Origin of the sequence: Streptomyces sp. CA-210063 (assembly GCF_024612015.1) — a bacterium.
In the GTDB taxonomy this organism is placed as follows: domain Bacteria; phylum Actinomycetota; class Actinomycetes; order Streptomycetales; family Streptomycetaceae; genus Streptomyces.
This window is the reverse complement of sequence record NZ_CP102512.1, coordinates 1,819,882-1,841,580: the sequence shown is the minus strand read 5'-3', so window position 1 is coordinate 1,841,580 and position 21,699 is coordinate 1,819,882. Positions and strand designations below refer to the sequence as shown.

Below are 21,699 nucleotides of genomic sequence, written 5' to 3'. Positions count from 1 at the left end.
CTTGGGCCTTTGTGGGCTCCACGCGCTCGGTGTCCGGCGTCACGCTCTCGACGCCGGCCGCAGCCTTTTTCAGGAACCCTGTCTCGCCCTGCGGTGAGTCGCAATCCGACCTGTCACCCCGCAAGTCGACAGTTCCACTCTGGCAAGATCGAATGAGAAGGGACACCAACGCCCAGTAGGCCAAGCGGCCGCGCCGGGAACAGCCGGTCCGGCCGGCACGGTTGCATCGACCGAGGGACCGGCGCCGCACGTGCTGGGAACACGGAACCGCAAGGTCGTCCGGCCCACCAGGATCGCGGTACGCCCGCCGCACACGCGGACCGAGACGTATTTCTGCAGGAGGACTGATTTCATGACTGACCGCCCCTTGACGCTCATGGCGGTACACGCCCACCCCGACGACGAGGCCACCGGAACCGGAGGGGTCCTCGCGCGGTACGCGGCGGAAGGCATCCGCACGGTTCTCGTGACGTGTACCGACGGCGGTTGCGGTGACGGACCGGGGGGTGTCAAGCCGGGCGATCCCGGGCACGATCCGGCGGCGGTCGCCTTGATGCGCCGCCAAGAACTTGAGGCGAGCTGTGACGTCCTGAAGGTCAGCGATCTGGAGATGTTGGATTATGCCGACTCCGGGATGATGGGCTGGCCTGGCAACGACGCCCCCGGATCCTTCTGGCAGACCCCCGTGCAGGAAGGCGCGGCCCGACTCGCGGAACTCATGCGGCACTACCGACCTGATGTGGTCGTCACCTACGACGAGAACGGCTTCTACGGCCACCCCGACCACATCCAGGCCAACCGCATCACGATGGCGGCGCTGGAGATGACCGCGCTGGCACCGAAGGTGTACTGGACCACGATGCCCCGCTCGATGATGCAGCGGTTCGGCGAGGTCATGCGCGAGTTTCATGAGGACATGCCGGAGCCGGATCCTGCCGAGGCCGCCGCGATGGCCGAGATCGGCCTCCCCGATGATGAGATCACCACATGGGTGGACACCACCGCGTTCAGCGGTCAGAAGTTCGACGCGTTGGCCGCGCACGCCAGCCAGGGCGAGAACATCTTCTTCCTCAAGATGGGCAAGGAGAGATTCGGCGAGCTGATGGGCATGGAGACCTTCGTACGTGTCCAGGACGCCACCGGCGCGGCCATACCCGAGAACGATCTCTTCGCCGGACTGCGCTGATCCGCCCGTCCGACCGGCCGGGCAACGCATCGAACGGGTCACACACCCGGAGGCTTCTCCCGTGAGGCCGCCTGCCGGAGCCTGCGTACGGCCGCCGCCGGCATGCGACGCCGAAAGACGGCTTTCATGTGCTGCGGCACGCCTACACCTCGATCACGCTGGAGGTGGGGGAGTGGGGGAGTGGGGGAGTCCGTGGTGACGATGGCTCGATGGCTCGGGCACTCCTCCCCGGCTGTCACGCTTGGTTACTATGCTCACTTCATGCCGCAGGCCCGAAGTGAGGGGCGCACCGCCATCGACGGACTGATCGGGGAGGTTTGCCGGAGTGCACCACCTTGGAGCTGTCCGTGGAATGTAAGGTAAATGGCTTGGGGGGTATTTGAATATGCTGAGAAAGGTCACCGCTACTCGCTATATCGAACCCCTGCGCTCCGGCGGCTCCGTCCCCGGAATCGTCGAGGCCGACGACCTGGGCACCTACGTCGTGAAGTTCACGGGCTCGGCCCAGGGACGCAAGGCGCTGGTCGCCGAGGTGATCGTGGGGGAGCTGGCGCGGGCGCTCGGCCTGAGGTTCCCCGAGCTGGTCCTCGCGCACTTCGACCCGGCGATCGCCGAGCACGAGCCGCACCAGGAGGTGCGGGAGCTCCACGGCGCGAGCGCCGGCCTCAACCTCGGCATGGACTACCTGCCGGGCGCGAAGGACTTCACGCCGGAGGTCGCGAAGGAGTTCCGCGTCGACCCGCTGGAGGCGGGGAGGGTCATCTGGCTGGACGCCCTGACGGTCAACGTCGACCGCACCGTCCACAGCTCGAACCTCATGATCTGGCCCACGTTCGGCACGACACCCCCGCGCCTCTGGCTGATCGACCACGGCGCGGCCCTCGTCTTCCACCACCGCTGGGACGCCTCGGACCCCGCGAAGGCGTACGACTTCCGCCATCATGCCCTCGGCCACTACGCCCCCGACGTACGCGCGGCCGACGCCGAACTCGCGCCGAAGGTGACGGAGGAGCTGCTGCGGCGGATCGTCGCGGAGGTGCCCGACGCCTGGCTCACGGACTTCGAGACGCCGGAGAAGGCGCGTGAGGCGTACGTGGAGTACCTCCACGCGCGCGTGCGGGCCTCCGCGGCCTGGCTCCCCACCGACTTCCCCACCCGGGAGGAACTCGCCGCAGAGGAGGCCCTCCGCGCGGCGAGGACGCAGCAGGGCCGTCCGAACTGGCTCAAGCGGGTCCCGGACCTGCACGGCAAACCGGCGGCGGAACAGGATTGGTCGGTACACCTGGGATGACAGATGTTCAGCGGGTCGAGATCGAGTACTGCACCCAGTGCCGCTGGCTGCCGCGTGCCGCCTGGCTGGCGCAGGAACTCCTGACCACCTTCGAAGCCGAACTGACCGAGCTGGCTCTCAAGCCCGGCAAGGGCGGGATCTTCGTCGTCCGTGTCAACGACGAGGTCGTCTGGGACCGCCGCGACCAGGGCTTCCCGGAACCGACGGCGGTGAAGCAGGCCGTACGCGACCGAGTGGCCCCGGGAAAGTCCCTGGGCCACTCGGACAAGCCTGCTTCGTGAGCCTCAGCCCTTGAGGCCTCCTTGGGTCCCCCTTGAGCCTCAGCCCTGGAGCTGCTCGTACGCCGGCAGCGTCAGGAAGTCCGCGTAGTTCTCGTCCAGCGCGACCTCCAGCAGCAGGTCGTGGGCCTGCTGCCAGTGCCCGGCGGCGAACGCCTCCTCGCCCAGTTCGGCGCGGATGTTCGCGAGCTCCTCCGCGGCGACCTCGCGGGCCAGCTCCGGCGTGGCCTTCACTGTGTTTCCCGCGTGCTCGAACTCGACGCCCGCGTTGATCCACTGCCAGATCTGGGAGCGGGAGATCTCGGCGGTGGCCGCGTCCTCCATGAGGTTGAAAATGGCGACGGCACCGAGGCCGCGCAGCCAGGCCTCGATGTAACGGATACCGACCTGGACGGCGTTGACGAGACCGGCGTACGTCGGCCTGGCGTCCAGCGAGTCGACGGCGATCAGGTCGGCGGCTTTCACGTCGACGTCCTCGCGGAGGCGGTCCTTCTGGTTCGGCTTGTCGCCGAGGACGGCGTCGAACGAAGCCATCGCGATCGGGACCAGGTCCGGGTGGGCCACCCACGACCCGTCGAAACCGTCGTTCGCCTCGCGGTCCTTGTCGGCCTTCACCTTCTCGAACGCGACCTTGTTGACCTCCTTGTCGCGCCGCGACGGGATGAACGCCGCCATGCCGCCGATCGCGTGCGCGCCGCGCTTGTGGCAGGTGCGGACGAGGAGTTCGGTGTACGCCCGCATGAACGGGGCCGTCATCGTCACCGCGTTGCGGTCCGGGAGGACGAACTTGGCGCCGCCGTCACGGAAGTTCTTCACGATCGAGAAGAGGTAGTCCCAGCGGCCGGCGTTCAACCCCGAGGCGTGGTCGCGGAGTTCGTAGAGGATCTCCTCCATCTCGTACGCGGCCGTGATCGTCTCGATGAGCACGGTGGCGCGGACGGTTCCCTGCGGGATGCCGACGTAGTCCTGCGCGAAGACGAACACGTCGTTCCAGAGGCGGGCCTCCAGGTGCGACTCCGTCTTCGGGAGGTAGAAGTACGGGCCCTTGCCGAGGTCGAGCAGACGCTGGGCGTTGTGGAAGAAGTACAGGCCGAAGTCGACGAGCGCGCCGGGGACGGGCGTGCCGTCGGCGTCGACGAGGTGGCGCTCGTTCAGGTGCCAGCCGCGCGGGCGCATGACGACCGTCGCCAGCTCCTCGTTCGGACGTAGGGCGTACGACTTGCCGGTGCGCGCGTCCGTGAAGTCGATGTTCCGGGTGTAGGCGTCGGCCATGTTGACCTGGCCGAGGACCACGTTCTCCCAGGTGGGCGCGGAGGCGTCCTCGAAGTCCGCGAGCCAGATCTTCGCGCCGGAGTTGAGGGCGTTGATCGTCATCTTGCGGTCGGTGGGGCCGGTGATCTCCACGCGGCGGTCGTCCAGGGCCGCGGGGGAGGGGGCCACCTTCCAGGAGTCGTCGGCGCGGATCGCTGCGGTCTCCGGCAGGAAGTCGAGCGTGGAGGTGCGGGCGATCTCGGCGCGGCGCTCCGCGCGGCGGGCCAGCAACTCGTCACGTCGGGGCGTGAACCGCCGGTGCAGCTCGGCCACGAAGGTGAGGGCGGCGGGGTCGAGGACCTCGTCCTGGCGGGGCAGGGGCTCGGCGTCGACGATGGCCAGCGGGGACGGCGCTGGTGCGGACATGAGCTGTCACTTCCTTCAGCGGGCGTGGCACCGGGTGTCAGTCGACCCGGGTAGGGCGGTGAGTGCCCTTGGATCGAGAGGGCGCTTCTGATCAGTGGATACTAGTTTCCTCATGGTGGAAGTTCAATGTTTTGTTGACGTCGAGATTCCTCGGGTCGGGGCAAGGTGGCGCTGAGTGCCACCCTGTTCACTCAAGGTGGACGAGGTCGGCCTCCGTGTCGATGTCGTACGGCTGCGCCACGTCACCGCACTCGACGAGCGTGAGCGCGTCGCCGTGGGCCCTCAGATAAACGCGTGCCCCTCGGTCACCGGTGGCGGTCGCGGCGATTTCCGCCCAGTGATCGGCACCGAAGAGGACGGGATGGCCCCGTTCGCCGTTGTACGCGGCTGCCGCGAGCGATCCACGCGACTCGTACGTCGCCAGGACGCGGGCCACCGCCGCCGGTCCGATGCCCGGCTGGTCGACGAGCGAGACCAGGGCGGCCTCGGCGTCCGTTCCGGCCAATGACTCCAGTCCGGCCCGCAGTGACGAGCCCATGCCCTCGACCCACTCCGGGTTGTCGACCAGTACGCAGCCGGGCAGTTCGGCCCGGGCGCGTACGGCCGCGGCCTCGGCACCGAGGACCACATGGATCCGGGTGCAGCCGCCCGCCCGCAGCACCGCGACCGCGTGTTCGACCAGGGGGCGGCCGTGGTGGGTCAGCAGGGCCTTGGGGCGGCCGCCGAGGCGCCGCCCGCCGCCGGCGGCCAGCAGCAGCCCGGCGACCCCGCCCGTGTGGTGAACCGCGTCAGGGGCTGCGTTCTGGGCCTCGTGGTGCGTCATGTCCCCTTGCATACCCGACCCGGTGTGGGCGGCGCGTGAAGCCGGACGCACTGTGTGCCGGCTGTGTGATGGCCGTGGACTGAAATTCAGTCCACGGAGTGGCGCTCGCCACACTGATTGGCGTTTACTGGCCCGCGCCGCCCCTGGCATCCGACCCACGCCACGGGGTGGTCGGCCGTGCGAGGGCGTGCGGCCATGACTCGCGCACAAGGGTGTGCGCGAGGGGGGAGAGCTGTGTTGCGGAGCTTGGGGCAGAGGCCAGTGACCGGCATGGACGAGGATCCGAGGGTGGCGGAGTTGCGCTCGGCCGTGTCCCGGCTGCGCCGTGAACTCGCCGCGCATCCGGCTGAGTTCCCCGACCGGGGCATAGCCGAGGACGAGTTGGCGGCGCTCGCGGCGATGGCTGTCAGCGGGATTCCCGAGGTTCCCCGGTTGCGTCGCTCGTTGCTTCTGATCGCGGGTTCCATCGGCTCGGTGAGCGCGCTGTCGAGGGGGCTGGCGGAGGTGCGTACGGCGGTGGAGTTGTTCGGGGAGCCGCCGAGGCGTTGAACCGGGTTTCTGTGCCCAATAGCTTGGGGGCGACTGTGGTCGGGCGAGTGCGGGTGGTTCGTGGTTGCTCGCGCAGCTCCCCGCGCCCCTGAAAACTCCGGGTGCCCCCCATGCTGTTAAGGGGCGCGGGGCTGTGTCGATCTGCGGCTCCGCCGCGTGGGCGCGACCAGCCCCCACGCACCCGCAGCCGAATGCCCGCACCCGCACGCGCAGCCGAATGCCAGAGCCCTCAGCCGTTCGCACCCGAAGTCGCCAGGGCCTCCGACAGTTCCGCGGCCACCTGCTGGAGCACCGGCACGATCCGGTCCGTCGCGGTCTCGGTGACGCGGCCCGCGGGGCCGGAGATCGAAATGGCCGCGGCGGTGGGGGAGTTGGGGACGGAGACAGCGAGGCAGCGGACGCCGATCTCCTGCTCGTTGTCGTCGACCGCGTAGCCGAGCCGGCGTACGTCCTCCAGGGCGGTCAGGAAGCCCTCAGGCGTGGTGATCGTCTTCTCCGTCGCGGCCGGCATGCCCGTACGGGCCAGCAGGGCGCGGACCTCGTCGGCCGGGAAGCCGGCGAGCAGCGCCTTGCCGACGCCGGTGGAGTGGGGCAGGACCCGGCGGCCCACCTCCGTGAACATCCGCATCGAGTGCTTCGACGGCACCTGGGCGACGTACACGATCTCGTCACCGTCGAGGAGCGCCATGTTCGCCGTCTCCCCGGTCTCCTCGACGAGGCGCGCGAGGTAGGGGCGCGCCCAGGTGCCGAGCAGCCGGGACGCGGACTCGCCGAGGCGGATCAGACGCGGGCCGAGGGCGTACCGCCGGTTGGGCTGCTGGCGTACGTAGCCGCAGACGACCAGCGTCCGCATCAGCCGGTGGATGGTCGGCAGTGGCAGCCCGCTGCTCGCCGACAGCTCGCTGAGGCCCACCTCACCGCCGGCGTCCGCCATCCGCTCCAGCAGATCGAAGGCGCGCTCGAGGGACTGGACACCACCGGTCGACGACTTGGTGGAGTCGGTGGTGCTGGCGCTGGCGCTGGACGTCGGCACGGGCGCGGTCCTTTCGGGGTGGCGGGCAAGGTCGCAGCCTACCGGGCAGTTCGTTGACTGCTTGCTTGTGCGTCACTACGTTCTGCGTAGTGGAAGTTTAATTTCGTGTTGTGAAAATATCCAGGGCGCGTCCATGGGAGGCAGAGTGGAGGGGTGCGCCCTTGACGGCGCGGGAGCAGGGGTGAAAACTCCTTCAACAGAACGTTGAATTCCGTTACGCGGAAGTAAATACCGTTAAGCGGAAGTGAACAGCGGTACGGCGAGAGGGGTCCCGGTGTCCGAGGCTGAACTGGTGCTGCGCTCGACGCGCGTCATCACCCCCGACGGGACGCGCCCCGCCGCGGTCGCCGTCGCGGACGGCCGGATCACGGCCGTCCTCCCGTACGACGCCGACGTGCCGTCCGGTGCGCGCCTGGAGGACCTCGGCGACCATGTCCTGCTGCCCGGCCTCGTCGACACCCATGTGCATGTGAACGACCCGGGCCGTACCCACTGGGAGGGTTTCTGGACCGCCACGCGCGCCGCGGCGGCCGGCGGCATCACCACCCTCGTCGACATGCCCCTCAACTCCCTCCCGCCGACCACGACGGTCGACCACCTGCGGACGAAACGTGAGGTCGCCGCCGACAAGGCCCACATCGACGTCGGCTTCTGGGGCGGGGCTCTGCCCGACAACGTCAAGGATCTGCGGCCGCTGCACGACGCCGGGGTCTTCGGCTTCAAGGCGTTCCTGTCGCCGTCGGGCGTGGACGAGTTCCCGCACCTCGACCAGGACGGACTCTCCCGCTCCCTGGCCGAGATCGCCGGCTTCGGCGGACTGCTCATCGTCCACGCCGAGGACCCGCACCACCTCGAGGCGGCCCCGCAGCAGGGCGGCCCCAAGTACGCCGACTTCCTCGCCTCCCGCCCGCGCGACGCCGAGGACACCGCGATCGCGGCCCTCATCGCCCAGGCCCGGCGGCTCGACGCACGCGTCCACGTCCTCCACCTGTCCTCCAGCGACGCGCTCCCCCTGATCGCCGAGGCCAAGCGGGACGGCGTACGGATCACCGTGGAGACCTGCCCGCACTACCTCACGCTCACCGCCGAGGAAGTCCCGGACGGGGCAAGCGAGTTCAAGTGCTGCCCGCCCATCCGTGAGTCCGCCAACCAGGACCTCCTCTGGCAGGCCCTCGCCGACGGCACGATCGACTGCGTCGTCACCGACCACTCCCCGTCGACCGCCGACCTGAAGACCGACGACTTCGCCACAGCCTGGGGCGGCATCTCCGGCCTGCAGCTGAGCCTCGCGGCGGTCTGGACGGAGGCCCGCGAGCGCGGCCACGGCCTGGAGGACGTGGTCCGCTGGATGTCGTCACGCACGGCCGAACTGGTCGGCCTCGACGACCGCAAGGGCGCGATCGAGGCGGGCCGCGACGCCGACTTCGCCGTCCTCGCCCCCGACGAGACCTTCACCGTCGACCCGGCCGCGCTCCACCACCGCAACCGCGTCACGGCGTACGCCGGCAAGACCCTGTACGGCGTGGTCAAGTCCACCTGGCTGCGCGGCCAACGCATCGTCGTGGACGGCGAGTTCACCGCCCCGAAGGGACAACTCCTCACCCGCACCCCCTGATTCACCCCCAAGCTCTCGGATTCGCTCGACCAGGGGGACCCCCATCCGCACCCGCAGCGGCCGACCACCGAAAGGCAGACCTGATCATCGTGACGGCGCAGCATCACTCCCCGCCTGCGAGCTTCACCGGCGACGCGAACCCGTACGGCGGCGGTGACCCGTACGCGGACTACCGCACCGCCGACTTCCCCTTCACCCGGTTCGCCGACCTCGCCGACCGCCGGCTCGGCGCGGGTGTCGTCGCCGCCAACGACGAGTTCTTCGCCCAGCGCGAGAACCTGCTGGTGCCCGAGCGCGCCGAGTTCGACCCCGAGCACTTCGGGCACAAGGGCAAGATCATGGACGGCTGGGAGACCCGGCGGCGCCGGGGCGCCTCGGCCGAGCACCCCTGGCCGACGGCCGAGGACCACGACTGGGCGCTGGTCCGCCTGGGCGCGCCCGGCGTGATCCGGGGGATCATCGTCGACACGGCCCACTTCCGCGGCAACTACCCGCAGGCGGTGTCCGTCGAGGGCGCCTGTGTGCCCGGTTCCCCGTCGCCGGAGGAACTGCTCGCCGACGACGTGAAATGGACGACCCTCGTCCCGCGCACCCCGGTCGGCGGTCACGCGGCGAACGGTTTCGCGGTCTCGGTCGAGCAGCGCTTCACCCACCTCCGCGTCAACCAGCACCCCGACGGCGGCATCGCCCGCCTCCGTGTCCACGGCGAGGTGGTCCCGGACCCGGCCTGGCTGGCCGCCCTCGGCACCTTCGACGTCGTCGCCCTGGAGAACGGCGGCCAGGCCGAGGACGCGTCCAACCTCTTCTACTCACCCGCCACCAACACCATCCAGCCCGGCCGCGCCCGCGTGATGCACGAGTGCTGGGAGACCCGCCGCCGCCGCGACCAGGGCAACGACTGGATCCGCTACCGCCTGGCCGCCCAGGCCGAGATCCGCGCCCTGGAGATCGACACGGCCTATCTGAAGGGCAACGCGGCGGGCTGGGCCACGGTCTCGGTGAAGGACGGCGAGGACGGCGACTGGACGGAGATCCTCCCCCGCACCCGCCTCCAGCCCGACACCGACCACCGCTTCCTCCTCCCCACGCCCGCCGTCGCCACCCACGCCCGCATCGACATCTACCCCGACGGCGGCATCTCCCGCCTACGCCTCTTCGGCTCCCTGACGGAAGAGGGCGCGACCCGCCTGCACTCCCGCCACCAGGAACTGGGCGGCTGAGCGGACAGCAAAGGGGGACGGGTGGGGGATGTGGGATGTGGGACGGGGGACGGGTGACGGGGGATGGGGGCTGAAAGACAGGGGCGAAGCCCCGTCTTTCAGGGGCGCGGGGAACTGCGCGACAAGCCCCGACGCTCCGGCACGTGTCCACGCACACCAGCCACCCCCTCACCCCCCAGCGGGGGTCTGGGGGCGGCAGCCCCCATAGGCAGTCCCGGGGCCGAAGCGGCAGCGCTCACGCCGCGTGCCCACCGTCCACCGAGAACTCCGCCCCGGTCACATACTCCGCCCCCGCCAGATACGCCACCGTCCCCGCCACCTCGGCCACCGTCCCGAACCGCCCCAACGCGGTCATCGCCACCTGCCCCGCCGCATACGGCCCATCAGCCGGATTCAGATCCGTATCGATCGGCCCGGGATGCACGATGTTCGCGCTGATCCCCCGCCCACCGAGCTCCCTGGCCAGCGCCTTCGTCAACCCGACCAACGCCGACTTGCTCATCGCGTAGAGCGTCCCGCCGGGCCCCGGCACCCGCTGCGTCATACACGTCCCGACGGTGATGATCTGACCGCCGCGCCCCATCCGGGCCGCGGCGGCCCGGGACGCCAGGAACACGCCCCGCACATTCACGGCGAGCACCCGGTCCACCTCGGCGAGCGGCAGGCTCTCCAGCGGCCCCAGCACACCGACACCGGCGTTGTTCACGAGCACGTCCAGCCCGCCCAGCGCCTCGGCCGCCAGTCCCACCGCGCCCGCCGCCTCCCCGGCGTCCCCGGAGTCCGCCCGCAGGGCCACTCCCCGCCGCCCGAGGGCTTCCACGGCCCGTACGACCTCCTCGGCCGCCTCCTTGCCCCGCACATAGGTGACGGCCACGTCCGCGCCCTCCCGGGCCAGCCGTACGGCCGTCGCGGCCCCGATGCCACGGCTGCCACCGGTCACGAGGGCGACCTTGCCGTTCAGAGGTGTGTCGCCGTTCAAGACGTCGCTGTCGGTCAGGTTTCCGTTCTCAGTAGTCAGGTTTCCGTTCGCAGTAGTCATGTCCCCCATCCCACCGACAACCCCGCCCGACCGCTGGCGGCGAACGGACGTCGACTTCCCGCCGGAGCCGTCCCGAACGCTTCCGGGCCCCGATTCCTCGGCCCACCGATGAGTTGCGGGCGCCCCCGGGGTCTGCCCTGATGACAACAGACCCCGATGACGACAGACCCCACTACGGGGCACGAAAGCAGGCACCTGCCATGGGCAAGCTCTCCCTCACCTCCTTCGTCACCCTCGACGGCGTCTACCAGGCCCCGGGCGGCCCCAACGAGGACCGCCGCGACGGCTTCGAGCACGGCGGCTGGAGCGTCCCGTACGGGGACGAGGACTTCGGACGGTTCATCGACGGAGTCTTCGGCCGCGTCGGCGCCTTCCTGCTGGGCCGCAGGACGTACGAGATCTTCGCCGCCCACTGGCCGAAGGTCACCGATCCGGCCGACCCGGTCGCCGGGAAGCTCAACTCCCTGCCCAAGTACGTCGTTTCGAACACCATCACGAACCCCGAATGGAACGGTACGACCGTGCTCTCCGGCGACCTCGCCAAGGAGGTCACCGCCCTCAAGGAGCGCACCGACGGCGAGGTGCAGGTCCACGGCAGCGGGGACCTCGCCCAGTCGCTGCTCGCCCTGGACCTGGTCGACACCTTGCATCTGCTGACGTTCCCGGTCGTCCTCGGTGCCGGCCGCCGCCTCTTCGCCGAGGGCGCCCTCCCGACGGCGTTCCGTCACGCCGGGGGCAGCATCACGAGCACCGGCGTCTCGATCCAGACGTACGAGCTCGCGGGGCGGCCCGAGTACGGCACGTACGAACTCCCGGAGAACGCCTGACCTGCGACGGGCCCGCCCGCGGTCGGCGGTGTCAAGACTTCCGCGACGGTCGTGCGTGGCACCGACACCGGTGTCCGCGTGCTCCTGCTGCGGTCGCTCAGCGGTGGTAGAGCCCGACGATGTTCCCGCTGCCGATTTGGTGTTTCTCGACGGCCTGGTGCACCTGGTCCGCGCCGGGGGCGTCGGGCAGAGCGCAGGGTTCGGACAGGGCGTAGAGGCGGAAGAAGTAGCGGTGCGCCTCATCCCCGGCCGGTGGGTGCGGTCCGCCCCAGCCGGGCTCGCCGAAGCCGTTGGTCAGTTCCGTGCCTCCCGGCGGACACTGTCCCGCCTCCACGCCGCCACTGCGTGGGTCGATGCCGACCACGATCCAGTGCACGAAGGTGCCCGACGGTGCGTCGGGGTCCTCGCACAGCAGCACCAGCTCGGCTGCCTCATCCGGTACACCGGACCAGGTCAGTGGAGGGGAGGTGTTCTCGCCCTCTCGCGCGTACCGGCGCGGGACGAAGGAGTGGTCATTGAACGCGCTGCTTCTCAGCTCGATGCCTGCCATGCGGCTGGGGTACCCCTTGCCGCGACCGGCCATACGGCGCTGATCGAGTGGTTCCCCAATGCGCGCACCCCCCTTGGCCCGCCAACAACCGCTGAGGGGCCGCGCTTTCTTCGACTCCGCATCGGCGAGCCAGTCCGGGGCACCCCATGAGAGTTCCACCACATCCGCGACGTCGGCCGTCTCCCCCACCCGGCCCAGCGCGGACAGCGCCGCCATCTGCTGCGGGGACCGAGGTCAGTAGGCGAGCGAGGCTGCGCAGGTGATCCGCGTTCTCCGGACGCATCGCCGTGCGCCTGAAGGCGGCCAGAGCGGCTGCGTGGTCCCCCGCCGGGATGGCGGTGGCCGCGTCGACGAACTCCTTCGCGCCGGCGACCCCGGCCTTGCTGAAGCCGGCGATGCGGCGGGCGAAGGTGTCGGCGAAGTCGTCCAGCTCGCCCTCGGGAAGAACGCGATTGACGTATCCGTATTCGGCGGCGAGCTGGGCCGGGAAGTCGTCTCCTCCCACCACGATCTCCATCGCGCGGCCCCGGCCCACCAACTCGGCCAGTCGCCCCATCGGGTTGCATCGGGTGCGGCGCCGAAGCCAACCAGCGCTCCGGCCGTGTCCGGGCCGTATCCTCGGCGCCGTGACGCTTACAGACGGAACCTACCGGCTCGGACCGTCCACCGGCCGCCTCCTGATCAAGACCGGCCGCGCCGGCCTGGGCCGCAAGGCGGGGCACGACCTCACCATCGAGGCCACTCGATGGTCGGGGGAGGCCGTGGTGGCCGTGAGCGATCCGGGCGGGTCGTCGGTGCACGTGAGTGTGGAGACCGGCTCCTTGGAGGTCCGGGAGGGAACGGGTGGGCTGAAGCCGCTCACTGACGCCGACCGGGCGGAAATCAAACGGACGCTGGGAGACAGGGCCCTGCTGCACATCGCGGAGCACCCCACGATCACTTTCCGTTCCACCGGCGTCACGGGGACGCCCGAGTCGTTCGAGATCGCCGGGGACCTCACCATCAAGGGCCGGACCCATCCGGTGACGGTGCACGGGAAGGGCAATGGCGGCAGTCTGCTGCGCGGCTGGGCGACGGTCACGCAGTCCACCTGGGGCATCAAGCCCTACGCCGCGTTCCTGGGCGCGTTGCGGCTGGCCGACGAGGTTCGTGTGGAGTTCGAGGTGGTCAGGCTCGAGCCTGTGGACCGCCCTGAGCGGTAGCCACGGTCATCGTCCCGCGCGCGGGAGCCATCCGTCCACGCTCGGCAGAGGTCGCAGGCGCCAAGGTCGGAGTCAGACGAAGATCACCAAGTGGGTCATTTTTTGATCCGCCGTCACTCAATCGCTCCCTGTCGCCTTGCTCATCAGCGCGCCGTACGCCAGTTGCAGGGCGTCCGCGCCGGCCAGTGCCGCGAGGGAGCCCATGGCGGTGTGCGTCGCGCGCGGCCAGAGCAGCCGGCCTGCGGTCAGGGTGGAGACCACCCAGACGCTCACGCAGAAGGGGCAGGTCACCAGCTCACCGGCGGTCTCCTTGCCGTCCTCGGGCTGCGCCTCCTCATGCAGCTCGGCCGGGCCTTGCGGGCCGACGTACTGCGTGAAGGGCGCCCGCAGCGGACTGGTGACCGCTGCCTTGTCCATGGACTCGGCCCGCCTCCATCGCTCTTCTTCGCAGGTTTGCTTCCGACCGTTCTGGGTTCGTTCACCGGTCCCCGTCTCCGTCTCCGCTCGCGCAGGCGCACTCCACGTCGCACGGACACGCACGTACTCGAGTGGCTGCCGCGCAGCCTGCCCATGGCGTGCGAATAGCTGAAGACGGCGCCCGTCTCGTAGCCGAACAGCGCTTGTCCTGGGCCCGGACATCTCCTGCGAGTTACGAGCCGCGCTTTCCGCTGATCGCGTCGATGAGCTCTTCCTTGCGCATGTCGTGGACCCCGCTGATGCCCTTCTCGCGGGCCAGGTCGCGCAGTTCGTCCGTATTCATCTCGCCGAGTCGTTCCTCGGAGAGATCCGACTTGCCGGACGCCTCTGTTTCACCGCTCGTGGACGCTCCGGCCGGGTCGTGGCGCTCGGCGGTGACGTGGGGTAGCCCTCGCCCGCCTCGCTCGAGCCCATCTGGTCGACGAGACGGCCGAGCAGCTGTTCCGTCTCACGGCACGCCTGTGCGGACAGCTCGAAGTACGTCGTGTCCTTGAACTCGTCGGCGGCGTCCGCGCTCGCGCGCAGAACGGTTCGGGTGGCCTCGATGATCGCCATGGTCGTGGGCGCGTCGTATCCCGTCTGCCGGGCCAGGAGCCGGGCGGCGACGGTGCACAGGTCGGCGCAGTCGTTGTCGAGCCGCACGCACTTGATGGACATCACGATCTTTTGCGGGTCCTGCTCGGCGGCCGCCGCGTCAGCGCAGCTGAGGCAGACGCCGGCGCATTCGTAGAGCTTGTCGACCGCCTCGCCCAGCAGCCTGGGCGGCATTCCGGTCTCGGCGGGGTAGGCATCGAGCAGCTTCTCCACCAGTGACATGGCGTCCTCCGTACATCGCGAGTAATGCGGAAATATCCGGACGTCGGGTTCGTTTCCACGCTCCCGTCGAGGCCCGGGCCTCGCCAGCGGAGGCGGCCGCGTGACCGTCATGGCCGGTGGCGAGGCTCTCCGAGGCGATAACGCCTCGCGAGCGTCAACCGGGACCCTCCTCGGACTCGGCGCGTTCCCGCAGGGCCTCTTCGGTGGGCTCGGCGGAGGTATCGGGCTGGGGGCGCCCTTCCTCCTCCGGGTGGACGTCCCGCTCATCGGTCTCCCGCTCCAACGGGGACGTGGGCTCGCGTCGGGCATCTCCGGAACTGCTCATGACTGCCTCGCTCAGGGCGCCCCCACACGAACGGACCTATCGAATGGCGTGGCTCCCGATCACCGCGGCCACCGGCGCAGCCGCTGCCCGGGTGTCGCTGTGCGGCCAAGTGCAGGGGCCGCTGGTCCATCATCGATGCCGGCGTCGTTCCTTCGGGGTCTCGCCGCCTGGTTCGGCCTCCGCTTCGGCGCGCTTCTCGGCGCCCGTCTCCAGGTAGCCGGGGTCGTCGCCGGCGACCCGGCCCACGAAGATGTCGTTGGGCCTCGTTCCTGTCGTGCTGTGCTGGTCCGCTGCCTCGTCCACCGGCTCACCACCCGTGACTTTCGGCCTACCCGAAGGGACCTCCGAGGTTCGGGCAGGTGCGGAGGGTTCGGTCGATCCACGCCCCAGGTGGTCGCGGATCCATGACGACAAAGACATGGTGCCTCCCGATCAGGAGGTAAGTGCCGACGCCGACGGCGTACCCCTCAATGCGGTCGGCATTCTGTCTTGCGGCGTGCCGCGGGTGGCGTGGACGGCCTGCCGGCAGATGGTTCGGGGCACGGGAACAGCACCCGCGGCTCTGTCTCACCCGGCCCCGGCAATGCGCCCGGAAGGATAGAGAAATCAGCTACTCAGCCCCATTCACGTGGCTGAACACGCTCTCCTCGATCGGGGCCTTCTTGCTGGGCCTGTCCACCCTGCCGTTCCTCCACAACGTCTGGAAGACCGCCAAGATCGGCAAGAAGATCGAGGTCGACGACCCCTGGGGATACGGCCGCTCGCTCGCATGGGCCACTTCCTGCCCGTCTCCGCGGCACAACTTCACCACCCTGCCGCGCATCCGCTCGGAATCCCCGGCCTTCGACCCGCACTACCCGGGCATCGCCAAGCGGGAACACGCGGCGAACACGGGACGGCGTGATGTCGTGGAGGCCGAAGACCACAAAGGCGACCGTTCATGAGCAAGGGCCGACGAAGCCGAGCCGTGAACAGCCCACGCTGAGCATCAAACCCGAAGCCGGTCGTCATGACGGCGGCCTTGACCGGGTGAGTGGTCTTGTCTGGTGCCATGGAGGTGGAGAACCTCAGGCCGCACTCGTCGCACTCGTAGTAGTACGTGGTGGTCGGGTTTGCGTCGTCGTGCCACGAGGTCCATGCGGTGCTGCGGTCATCGTCGTAGATCTCGCCGGTCAGCCGGACCCGCGCCCCCGGCACAGTGTCCGATACGCCGAGGCCAGCCCAATGGCAGTTTTTCTGCTGGACGCGTGAGGGGATGCAGTCCGGATCGAGTGGGAACGTTACACGTCCGTGGCGCAGGTCGGCGGTTCCCTTCGACCAGGAGCCATCAGACCCCCTCCACGCGTGCAGAACGACAGTTCCGTCGAGTGGAGCTGGGCCCTTGCGGGCGACTTCGAGCATGTTGAGTTCCATGATCCCCCTTGATCGGCGATCAACTGCATGAGCCTGCCGCCATGAACAAGCTGCCCGCCTGTTCAAAGTTCACGCAACGGAGAGCGACCCTGCTTCAGCGGATTGTGATGACCCGGACGGGCGGCTCGTCCTCTTCGCGGGCGGGACCAGCCACGACCAGATGCGCGAGTGCCTGCAGCGGCTCGGCGACCGACGTGCCTGCCTGATACTGCGGATCAGGCACCTGCCTCAGGCAGCCGCCGCGCTCAGCTCAACGTCAAGTGCACTAGGTCGATCTCCTCGCCGCGAGCCTGCGCGAAGCACCGGCTGCGTCCCGTGACGACAAAGCCACACTTCTCCAGGACGCGGATGGAACCGGCATTGTCAGCAGCGGCGTCGGCGTGCAGTGGTCGGGTGCACTCCAGCTTGATCAGTTCGGCGAGCGCCAGGGTGGCAACGCCTTTGTCCCCAATGAGATCGCCCGACGAGTTTAAGGTTCAAATACTTACTGAGGTGGGGTCAAGGCCGGACGGCGCCTCCGCCGGAGGTCGGCGAGTCCCGACGGCCCGCTCTGGTGGTGGCCGCGGTGCGCGGCCTCGGGGCCAGTGCCGCGCGCAGCGCCGGGGTGAGGATGTGGCGGGTCTCGGACGGGGTGAGGGCGGCGGGGGTGGGGAGGGGGTTGAGGTAGCGGGTGTAGATCAGGCCGCCGAGGATCGTCACCACGGCCGTGGCGCGGGCGGTCGCGTCCAGGCCGCCGAGAAATTCAACAAGCCGGGCCAGCAGCTCGCGTTCCAGGTATTCACGGATCACCTCGGCAGCCTCGTCGCCCTGGGTGGTGAGCTGTAGGAAGTCGGCGTCCTCCCACAGGTCCGTCACCGCGTCGATCAGGCGGTCGGGGAGGGTGGCCGGGTCGCCGCCGAGGACGTCGTCCACGGCCAGCGCATTGGCGCACTGGAACTGCATCACCTCCGCGAACAGGCCCTTCTTCGAGCCGAAGTGGTACGCGATGAGCGCCGGGTCGACCCCGGCAGCCCCGGCCACCGCGCGCAGGGTGGTACGTCGGTAGCCGCGCTCCAGGAACAGCGCACGGGCCGCCGGGACGATCGACTCACGGGTCGGCGGGTTGCCGCGGGGGCGGCCTCGGGTGCGGGCGGGGGCAGGGGCGGCGTTATTCATCAGCGTTGAGCCTGCGTTTCGTGATCGGCACAGTCAAGGGCGTTCCGGGAACCACACGAAGGGATGACCGACACCATGCGCATCGCAGTCTTCGGCGCCAACGGACCGACCGGCCGCCACCTCACCGACCAGGCCCTCGCCGCCGGCCACGAGGTCGTCGCCGTGACCCGCCGCCCCGGCTCCCTCCCCGCGCGGCCCGGCCTCGCCTCGGCCGTCGCCGACGCCACCGACCCGGCGGCCGTCGACGCCGCGATCGCCGGGACGGACGCCGTCCTCTCCGCATTGGGCGCGCGCTTCAGCAAGGAGACCATCACCACGTACTCGGCGAGCGCCACGGCCATCACCGGGGCCATGGCCCGCCACGGCATCAAGCGACTGCTCGCCGTCAGCTCCAGCATCGCCGACCCGAACTGGCGTCCCACCGGCGCGCACTTCTTCAACCATGTGCTCGACCCGCTGGTGAACCGACGCCTCGGCCGTACCCTCCACGAGGACATGCGCCGCATGGAGGCCGTGATCCGTCAGACGGACCTGGACTGGACCCTCGTCCGGCCCTCGGGCCTCTTCGAGCACCCCGTCGTCACGGACCATCACACCGCCGAGGCGAGCGCTGACGGCGTCTTCACCGCCCGTGCCGACCTCGCCGCCAGCATGCTGCGCGAGCTGGAGGAGCGGCGGTACGTCCGTACAGCCATGGGTGTCATCACCACGGCCGTGAAGCCGAACATCGCCAAGCTGATCTGGAACGAGGGCGTGAAGAAGAAGTGAGCCGGGCGACCGTCGAACTCCCGGCCGTCACACGGGCGTTCCTCACCCGCCCTCACACGGCCACCCTCACCACCCTCCGCCCCGACGGCACCCCGCATGTCACCCCTGTCTGCTTCACCTTCGACGCGGCCACCGGCCTGGTCCGGGTGACCACCCGGGCGGGAGCGCGCAAGGCCCGGAACGTGGTGGCGGGCGGCCCGACGGCCCGTGTCGCGCTCTGCCAGGCGGACGGCTTCCGCTGGGTCACCCTCGAAGGCCGGGCCGCCGTCACCGACGACCCCGCGCGCTTGGCCGAGGCGGTCCGCCGCTACACCGTCCGCTACGGCGCGGCCCCGCCCGCCCCGCTGGACCTGGTCGTCGTCGAGATCGCCGTCGACCGTGTCCTGAGCCTCCACCTCTGAATCCCCGTCCTGAAAGCGAAGTGAAACACCGCCGTGCCCACCCTCCCCGTCCTCGACTCCACCCTCACTACCGCGAGTCCGGCGACCCGACGGGCTGCCGTTCGTCTTCCTCCACGGCAACCCCACCTCCTCCCACCTGGGCGGAACGTCCTGCCGGGTGTGGCCGCGCCCGGCCGCCGCCTTCTGGCCCCCGGCCTCATTGGCACGGGCGACTCCGACAGCCTGACCTCGCCCACTCCTTCGATGACCACGCCCGCTACCTCGACGCCTGGTTCGACGCCCTGGGCCCTGCCGAGGCCGTCCTCGTCGGCCACGACTGGGGCGGCGCGCTTGCCTTCCACCGCGCCGCCCGTCTCCCGGGCCGCGTCCGCGGCCTTGCCTTCACCGAGACGATCATCAAGCCGCTGGTCGGCGACGAGTTCCCGGTGGCAGGGCGGGGTTGTTCACCGCTGGTGCTCGGCCTGTTCGGCGTCGGCTACGGCGGTCACGTCTCCTGGGCCGCCGCGGGCGTGCTCAGCGTCATCCGTGACTGATCAAGGCGCGGAACGTACACCGCTACCGGGAGGAACTCACGCGGCTGCGCGACGAGTTCGGGGAGAGCCCACCGACTCGACACGCTCGACACGACGGCGAACGGCTCGCCGGACCGGTGAACCAAGGACCCATGCTCACCAGGTCGTGGCGGCTGAGCGGACCACGGACCACGTGTCGCCTTCGCGGGCGTAGTCCATGGTCATCAGCAGCCGCCAGTTCGCGCGGGTGCCGTACACGGTCGCGTCGGTGATGAAGCGGCCGGAGACGTGGGCTGTGCTGTCCTCGATCTCGACAGTCAGGCTCTTCTCCTGGATCCGGTGGTAGAGGAATTCGCCGGCACGCATCTGCGACAGCCACTCGTCCTTGGGCTGCACGTAGCCGGTGACGTGGGTGAGGGTGCAGCCGTCGGCGAGCAGGTCGTCCAGGGTGTCGGTGTCGCCGTCGAGCATCGCTTGCAGGTAGGCGCGGAAGGCCGTGGTGACGTCGTCGTGGGCGGTCTGGTCGGGGGACGGTTGCATGGTGGCTCCTGTTGTTCGGCAGGTCGGTCGAGATCTGTGTCCTGTTGTTGTCAGGAGGCGGATTCGGTGGGTGGGGCCGCCAGACCCTTGAGCAGCCCCAGGGCTTTCCGGGACGTCGAGCCGGGTTCGGCGTGATGGACGACGAGGGTCTGGTCTGTGTCGCCGTGCAACCCCATGGCTTCGAAGGCGAGGGTGAGTTCGCCCACCACCGGGTGCCGTAGCCGCTGGACACCGTGGCCCCTGCGGCGCACGTCGTGCCGGGCCCACAGCCGCCGGAAGTCGTTGCTCTGCTCCGCCAACTCGCCTATCAGGGCGGCGAGTTCCGCGTCCTCCGGGTGTGTGCCCGCGTTCACGCGCAGGACGCTGACGATGTCCAGCATCCTGGCTTCCGGGTCGGTGAAACGGTCGCGTGCCGCGGGGGAGAGGAAGACCAGCCGGGACAGGTTGCGCTCCCGGGGCGGTAGCCGGGACCAGTCGCCGAACACGGTGGTGGCGAGCCTGTTCCAGCCCAGGACGTCCAGGCGCCGACCGCAGACGTATGCAGGGACCCCGTCGAGCGCGTCCAGCAGTTGCTGGACGCCTGGCCGTAGCCTCTGCTTCTGGGGCACGGCGTGGCGTTTCCCGTGAAGTTCCGGCCGGGCCAGGCGGAACAGATGGGCGTGCTCGTCTCCACTCAGGCGCAGGGCGCGGGCGACGGCGTCCAGCACCTCGGGTGACATGGTGTCGCCGTGTCCCTGTTCCAGACGGGTGTAGTAGGCGAAGGACACCCCCGCCAGCCGTGCGAGTTCCTCGCGGCGCAGGCCCGGCACCCGGCGTCGCCCGGATGACGGCAGCCCCACGTCCTCGGGTCTGAGCCGGGCACGCCGGGATCGGAGGAACTCCCGCAGTTCGGCGCGCCGGTCCAAGCCGGGCTCCGAACTGCTCCCAACCGGTGGGCGCGACGGCGGCTGCGCGCTTCTGGGCGTGACATGAGAAGGCATGAGGGTCCGTGTGGGGGCCGGGTTCCGGGCAGTCAGAAGTTCGTGGGCATGCGCGTGACGTACGGCTTTTCCAGGGAGCGGATCTCGTCATCGGTGAGGACGATGCCGACGGCCATGACAGCGTCGGTGAGGTGACCGAGTCGGGTCGCTCCGACAACGGGTGCGGTGACGATCGGATTCCTCAGCACCCAGGCGAGGGCGACCTGTGCCATGGGCACGCCGCGGCTTCTCGCGATGGCCTCGACCGCGTCGACGATGGCCTTGTCGCTGTCGAGGAAGAGCGGCCGGCCCCAGGGATCGGTGTCCGGGTCGGCTCGGGCGCGCGGTGTCGCGCCGCTGCCAGGGCCTGGTGGCCATGCCCTTGGCGAGGGGGCTCCACGGGATGCTGCCCACGCCCTGGTCGGCGAGCAGGCCGAACATCTCCCGCTCCTCCTCACGGTGGACCAGGCTGTACTGGTCCTGCATGGACACGAACCGGGTCCAGCCGCCCGCGTCTGCGGCATGCTGCATCTTGGCGAACTGCCACGCCCACATCGACGAGGCGCCGAGGTAGCGGGCCTTGCCCGCCTTGACCACGTCGTGCAGCGCTTCCATCGTCTCCTCGACCGGTGTCTCGGGGTCGAAGCGGTGGATCTGGTACAGGTCGACGTAGTCGGTGCCCAGGCGCCGCAGCGAGGCGTCGATCTGCTCCATGATCGCTTTGCGGGACAGGCCGGAACCGCCCGGCCCGCCGTGCATGCGTGAGAAAACCTTGGTCGCCAGAACGATGTCGTCGCGCCGTGTGTACTTGTCGACGGCTCGGCCGACGATCTCCTCGGATGTGCCGTCGCCATAAGCGTTCGCGGTGTCCCAGAACGTGATGCCGAGTCCGACCGCCTGCTGGAACAGTGGTTGGGCGGCGTCCTCGTCGAGCGTCCACGGGGTCTGTGGTCGGGGAGCGCCGAAGCTCATACACCCGAGGGCGACACGGCTGACCTTGAGACCTGAAGTGCCCAGGCGGGTGGAGTCCATGTGGGGGCTCC

24 protein-coding genes and 4 pseudogenes are annotated in these 21,699 nt (G+C 69.8%); 12 read left to right on the top strand and 16 right to left on the bottom strand.

All coding sequences use genetic code 11. The features are described 5' to 3' along the window. The first annotated feature begins 352 nt into the window (after positions 1–352). The 3 genes from JIX56_RS07975 (at position 353) to JIX56_RS07965 (ending at position 2,758) form a co-directional block, all read left to right on the top strand. Positions 353–1,186: a PIG-L family deacetylase gene (locus tag JIX56_RS07975; protein WP_257538065.1), complete on the top strand. Its 834-nt coding sequence runs from the start codon at positions 353–355 to the stop codon at positions 1,184–1,186. Between the two features lie 385 nt (positions 1,187–1,571). Further along, a complete protein-coding gene (locus JIX56_RS07970; protein ID WP_257538064.1) occupies positions 1,572–2,477 on the top strand; it encodes a HipA family kinase in 906 nt (301 codons plus the stop codon). Further along, positions 2,474–2,758, top strand: coding sequence for a SelT/SelW/SelH family protein (locus JIX56_RS07965; RefSeq protein ID WP_257538063.1), 285 nt, complete (start codon positions 2,474–2,476; stop codon positions 2,756–2,758). The genes JIX56_RS07970 and JIX56_RS07965 overlap by 4 nt, the downstream gene beginning before the upstream one ends. Before the next feature lie 39 nt (positions 2,759–2,797). On the opposite strand, the gene aceB is transcribed toward JIX56_RS07965, so the two are convergent. After that, positions 2,798–4,432, bottom strand: coding sequence for a malate synthase A (gene aceB / locus JIX56_RS07960; protein ID WP_257538062.1), 1,635 nt, complete (start codon positions 4,430–4,432; stop codon positions 2,798–2,800). Between the two features lie 187 nt (positions 4,433–4,619). After that, positions 4,620–5,255, bottom strand: a complete 636-nt coding sequence (locus JIX56_RS07955; RefSeq protein ID WP_257538061.1) for a nucleotidyltransferase family protein — start codon at positions 5,253–5,255, stop codon at positions 4,620–4,622. A 261-nt stretch (positions 5,256–5,516) separates the two neighbouring features. On the opposite strand from JIX56_RS07955, the gene JIX56_RS07950 reads away from it, so the two are divergent. Then, positions 5,517–5,804 carry a DUF5955 family protein gene (locus JIX56_RS07950; protein ID WP_257550778.1) on the top strand — a complete coding sequence of 96 codons (288 nt, stop codon included), beginning with the start codon at positions 5,517–5,519 and terminating at the stop codon, positions 5,802–5,804. Between the two features lie 229 nt (positions 5,805–6,033). Here JIX56_RS07950 and JIX56_RS07945 read toward each other — a convergent pair whose 3' ends face one another. Further along, positions 6,034–6,837: an IclR family transcriptional regulator gene (locus tag JIX56_RS07945; protein ID WP_257538060.1), complete on the bottom strand. Its 804-nt coding sequence runs from the start codon at positions 6,835–6,837 to the stop codon at positions 6,034–6,036. Between the two features lie 274 nt (positions 6,838–7,111). Here JIX56_RS07945 and allB point away from each other — a divergent pair, with 274 nt between their 5' ends. Together allB and alc are read left to right on the top strand one after the other, a co-directional pair. Continuing rightward, on the top strand, positions 7,112–8,452 hold the full coding sequence (gene allB / locus JIX56_RS07940) for an allantoinase AllB (protein WP_257538059.1): 1,341 nt from the start codon (positions 7,112–7,114) through the stop codon (positions 8,450–8,452). 89 nt (positions 8,453–8,541) lie between these two features. Further along, positions 8,542–9,672, top strand: a complete 1,131-nt coding sequence (alc, locus tag JIX56_RS07935) for an allantoicase (RefSeq protein ID WP_257538057.1) — start codon at positions 8,542–8,544, stop codon at positions 9,670–9,672. Positions 9,673–9,907: 235 nt separating this feature from the next. Here the strand turns inward: alc and JIX56_RS07930 are convergent, their stop codons facing one another. Then, positions 9,908–10,720, bottom strand: a complete 813-nt coding sequence (locus JIX56_RS07930; protein WP_443031790.1) for an SDR family oxidoreductase — start codon at positions 10,718–10,720, stop codon at positions 9,908–9,910. A gap of 191 nt (positions 10,721–10,911) precedes the next feature. Here JIX56_RS07930 and JIX56_RS07925 point away from each other — a divergent pair, with 191 nt between their 5' ends. Next, complete coding sequence (locus tag JIX56_RS07925) at positions 10,912–11,538, top strand: dihydrofolate reductase family protein (RefSeq protein WP_257538055.1); 627 nt, start codon at positions 10,912–10,914, stop codon at positions 11,536–11,538. Between the two features lie 97 nt (positions 11,539–11,635). Here the strand turns inward: JIX56_RS07925 and JIX56_RS07920 are convergent, their stop codons facing one another. Continuing rightward, positions 11,636–12,088 (bottom strand): YbhB/YbcL family Raf kinase inhibitor-like protein, encoded by a 453-nt coding sequence (locus JIX56_RS07920; protein ID WP_257538054.1) that lies wholly within the window; start codon positions 12,086–12,088, stop codon positions 11,636–11,638. Then, entirely contained in the window at positions 12,051–12,605 is a 555-nt protein-coding gene (locus tag JIX56_RS47940; RefSeq protein WP_443031789.1) for an enoyl-CoA hydratase/isomerase family protein, read from the bottom strand. Before JIX56_RS47940 ends, JIX56_RS07920 begins: the two co-directional genes overlap by 38 nt. Before the next feature lie 109 nt (positions 12,606–12,714). On the opposite strand from JIX56_RS47940, the gene JIX56_RS07915 reads away from it, so the two are divergent. Beyond that, the gene (locus JIX56_RS07915; RefSeq protein ID WP_257538053.1) at positions 12,715–13,290 is read left to right on the top strand and encodes a YceI family protein; all 576 of its coding nucleotides are present in this window, start codon (positions 12,715–12,717) and stop codon (positions 13,288–13,290) included. Between the two features lie 117 nt (positions 13,291–13,407). Here the strand turns inward: JIX56_RS07915 and JIX56_RS07910 are convergent, their stop codons facing one another. The 5 genes from JIX56_RS07910 to JIX56_RS07890 all read right to left on the bottom strand — a co-directional run bounded on the left by JIX56_RS07910 (position 13,408) and on the right by JIX56_RS07890 (position 15,211). Next, entirely contained in the window at positions 13,408–13,707 is a 300-nt protein-coding gene (locus tag JIX56_RS07910; protein WP_257538052.1) for a DUF1360 domain-containing protein, read from the bottom strand. A 232-nt stretch (positions 13,708–13,939) separates the two neighbouring features. After that, positions 13,940–14,050, bottom strand: coding sequence for a Rho termination factor N-terminal domain-containing protein (locus tag JIX56_RS07905; RefSeq protein ID WP_257538051.1), 111 nt, complete (start codon positions 14,048–14,050; stop codon positions 13,940–13,942). Continuing rightward, positions 14,047–14,583 carry a hypothetical protein gene (locus JIX56_RS07900; RefSeq protein ID WP_257538050.1) on the bottom strand — a complete coding sequence of 179 codons (537 nt, stop codon included), beginning with the start codon at positions 14,581–14,583 and terminating at the stop codon, positions 14,047–14,049. The genes JIX56_RS07905 and JIX56_RS07900 overlap by 4 nt, the downstream gene beginning before the upstream one ends. Before the next feature lie 154 nt (positions 14,584–14,737). Beyond that, positions 14,738–14,908, bottom strand: coding sequence for a hypothetical protein (locus tag JIX56_RS07895; protein ID WP_257538049.1), 171 nt, complete (start codon positions 14,906–14,908; stop codon positions 14,738–14,740). 129 nt (positions 14,909–15,037) lie between these two features. Then, positions 15,038–15,211 (bottom strand): hypothetical protein, encoded by a 174-nt coding sequence (locus JIX56_RS07890; protein WP_257538048.1) that lies wholly within the window; start codon positions 15,209–15,211, stop codon positions 15,038–15,040. 320 nt (positions 15,212–15,531) lie between these two features. Here JIX56_RS07890 and JIX56_RS07885 point away from each other — a divergent pair. Next, positions 15,532–15,852 (top strand): annotated as a pseudogene (locus tag JIX56_RS07885) (cytochrome c oxidase subunit I); the annotation flags it as partial. A gap of 714 nt (positions 15,853–16,566) precedes the next feature. Here JIX56_RS07885 and JIX56_RS07880 read toward each other — a convergent pair. Then, a pseudogene (locus JIX56_RS07880) lies at positions 16,567–16,786 on the bottom strand (GNAT family N-acetyltransferase); the annotation flags it as partial. Between the two features lie 33 nt (positions 16,787–16,819). After that, complete coding sequence (locus tag JIX56_RS07875; RefSeq protein WP_257538047.1) at positions 16,820–17,476, bottom strand: TetR/AcrR family transcriptional regulator; 657 nt, start codon at positions 17,474–17,476, stop codon at positions 16,820–16,822. A gap of 75 nt (positions 17,477–17,551) precedes the next feature. On the opposite strand from JIX56_RS07875, the gene JIX56_RS07870 reads away from it, so the two are divergent. The 3 genes and pseudogenes from JIX56_RS07870 to JIX56_RS07860 form a co-directional block, all read left to right on the top strand. Beyond that, positions 17,552–18,244, top strand: coding sequence for an NAD(P)-dependent oxidoreductase (locus tag JIX56_RS07870; protein ID WP_257538046.1), 693 nt, complete (start codon positions 17,552–17,554; stop codon positions 18,242–18,244). Continuing rightward, entirely contained in the window at positions 18,241–18,645 is a 405-nt protein-coding gene (locus JIX56_RS07865; RefSeq protein ID WP_257538045.1) for a pyridoxamine 5'-phosphate oxidase family protein, read from the top strand. The genes JIX56_RS07870 and JIX56_RS07865 overlap by 4 nt, the downstream gene beginning before the upstream one ends. A gap of 33 nt (positions 18,646–18,678) precedes the next feature. Next, positions 18,679–19,082, top strand: a pseudogene (locus JIX56_RS07860) (alpha/beta fold hydrolase); the annotation flags it as partial. A gap of 231 nt (positions 19,083–19,313) precedes the next feature. Here JIX56_RS07860 and JIX56_RS07855 read toward each other — a convergent pair. The 3 genes and pseudogenes from JIX56_RS07855 to JIX56_RS07845 form a co-directional block, all read right to left on the bottom strand. Then, complete coding sequence (locus JIX56_RS07855) at positions 19,314–19,697, bottom strand: nuclear transport factor 2 family protein (protein WP_257538044.1); 384 nt, start codon at positions 19,695–19,697, stop codon at positions 19,314–19,316. A 50-nt stretch (positions 19,698–19,747) separates the two neighbouring features. Then, a complete protein-coding gene (locus JIX56_RS07850) occupies positions 19,748–20,677 on the bottom strand; it encodes a helix-turn-helix domain-containing protein (protein ID WP_443031788.1) in 930 nt (309 codons plus the stop codon). Positions 20,678–20,709: 32 nt separating this feature from the next. Further along, a pseudogene (locus tag JIX56_RS07845) lies at positions 20,710–21,688 on the bottom strand (aldo/keto reductase). Positions 21,689–21,699 lie beyond the last annotated feature (11 nt).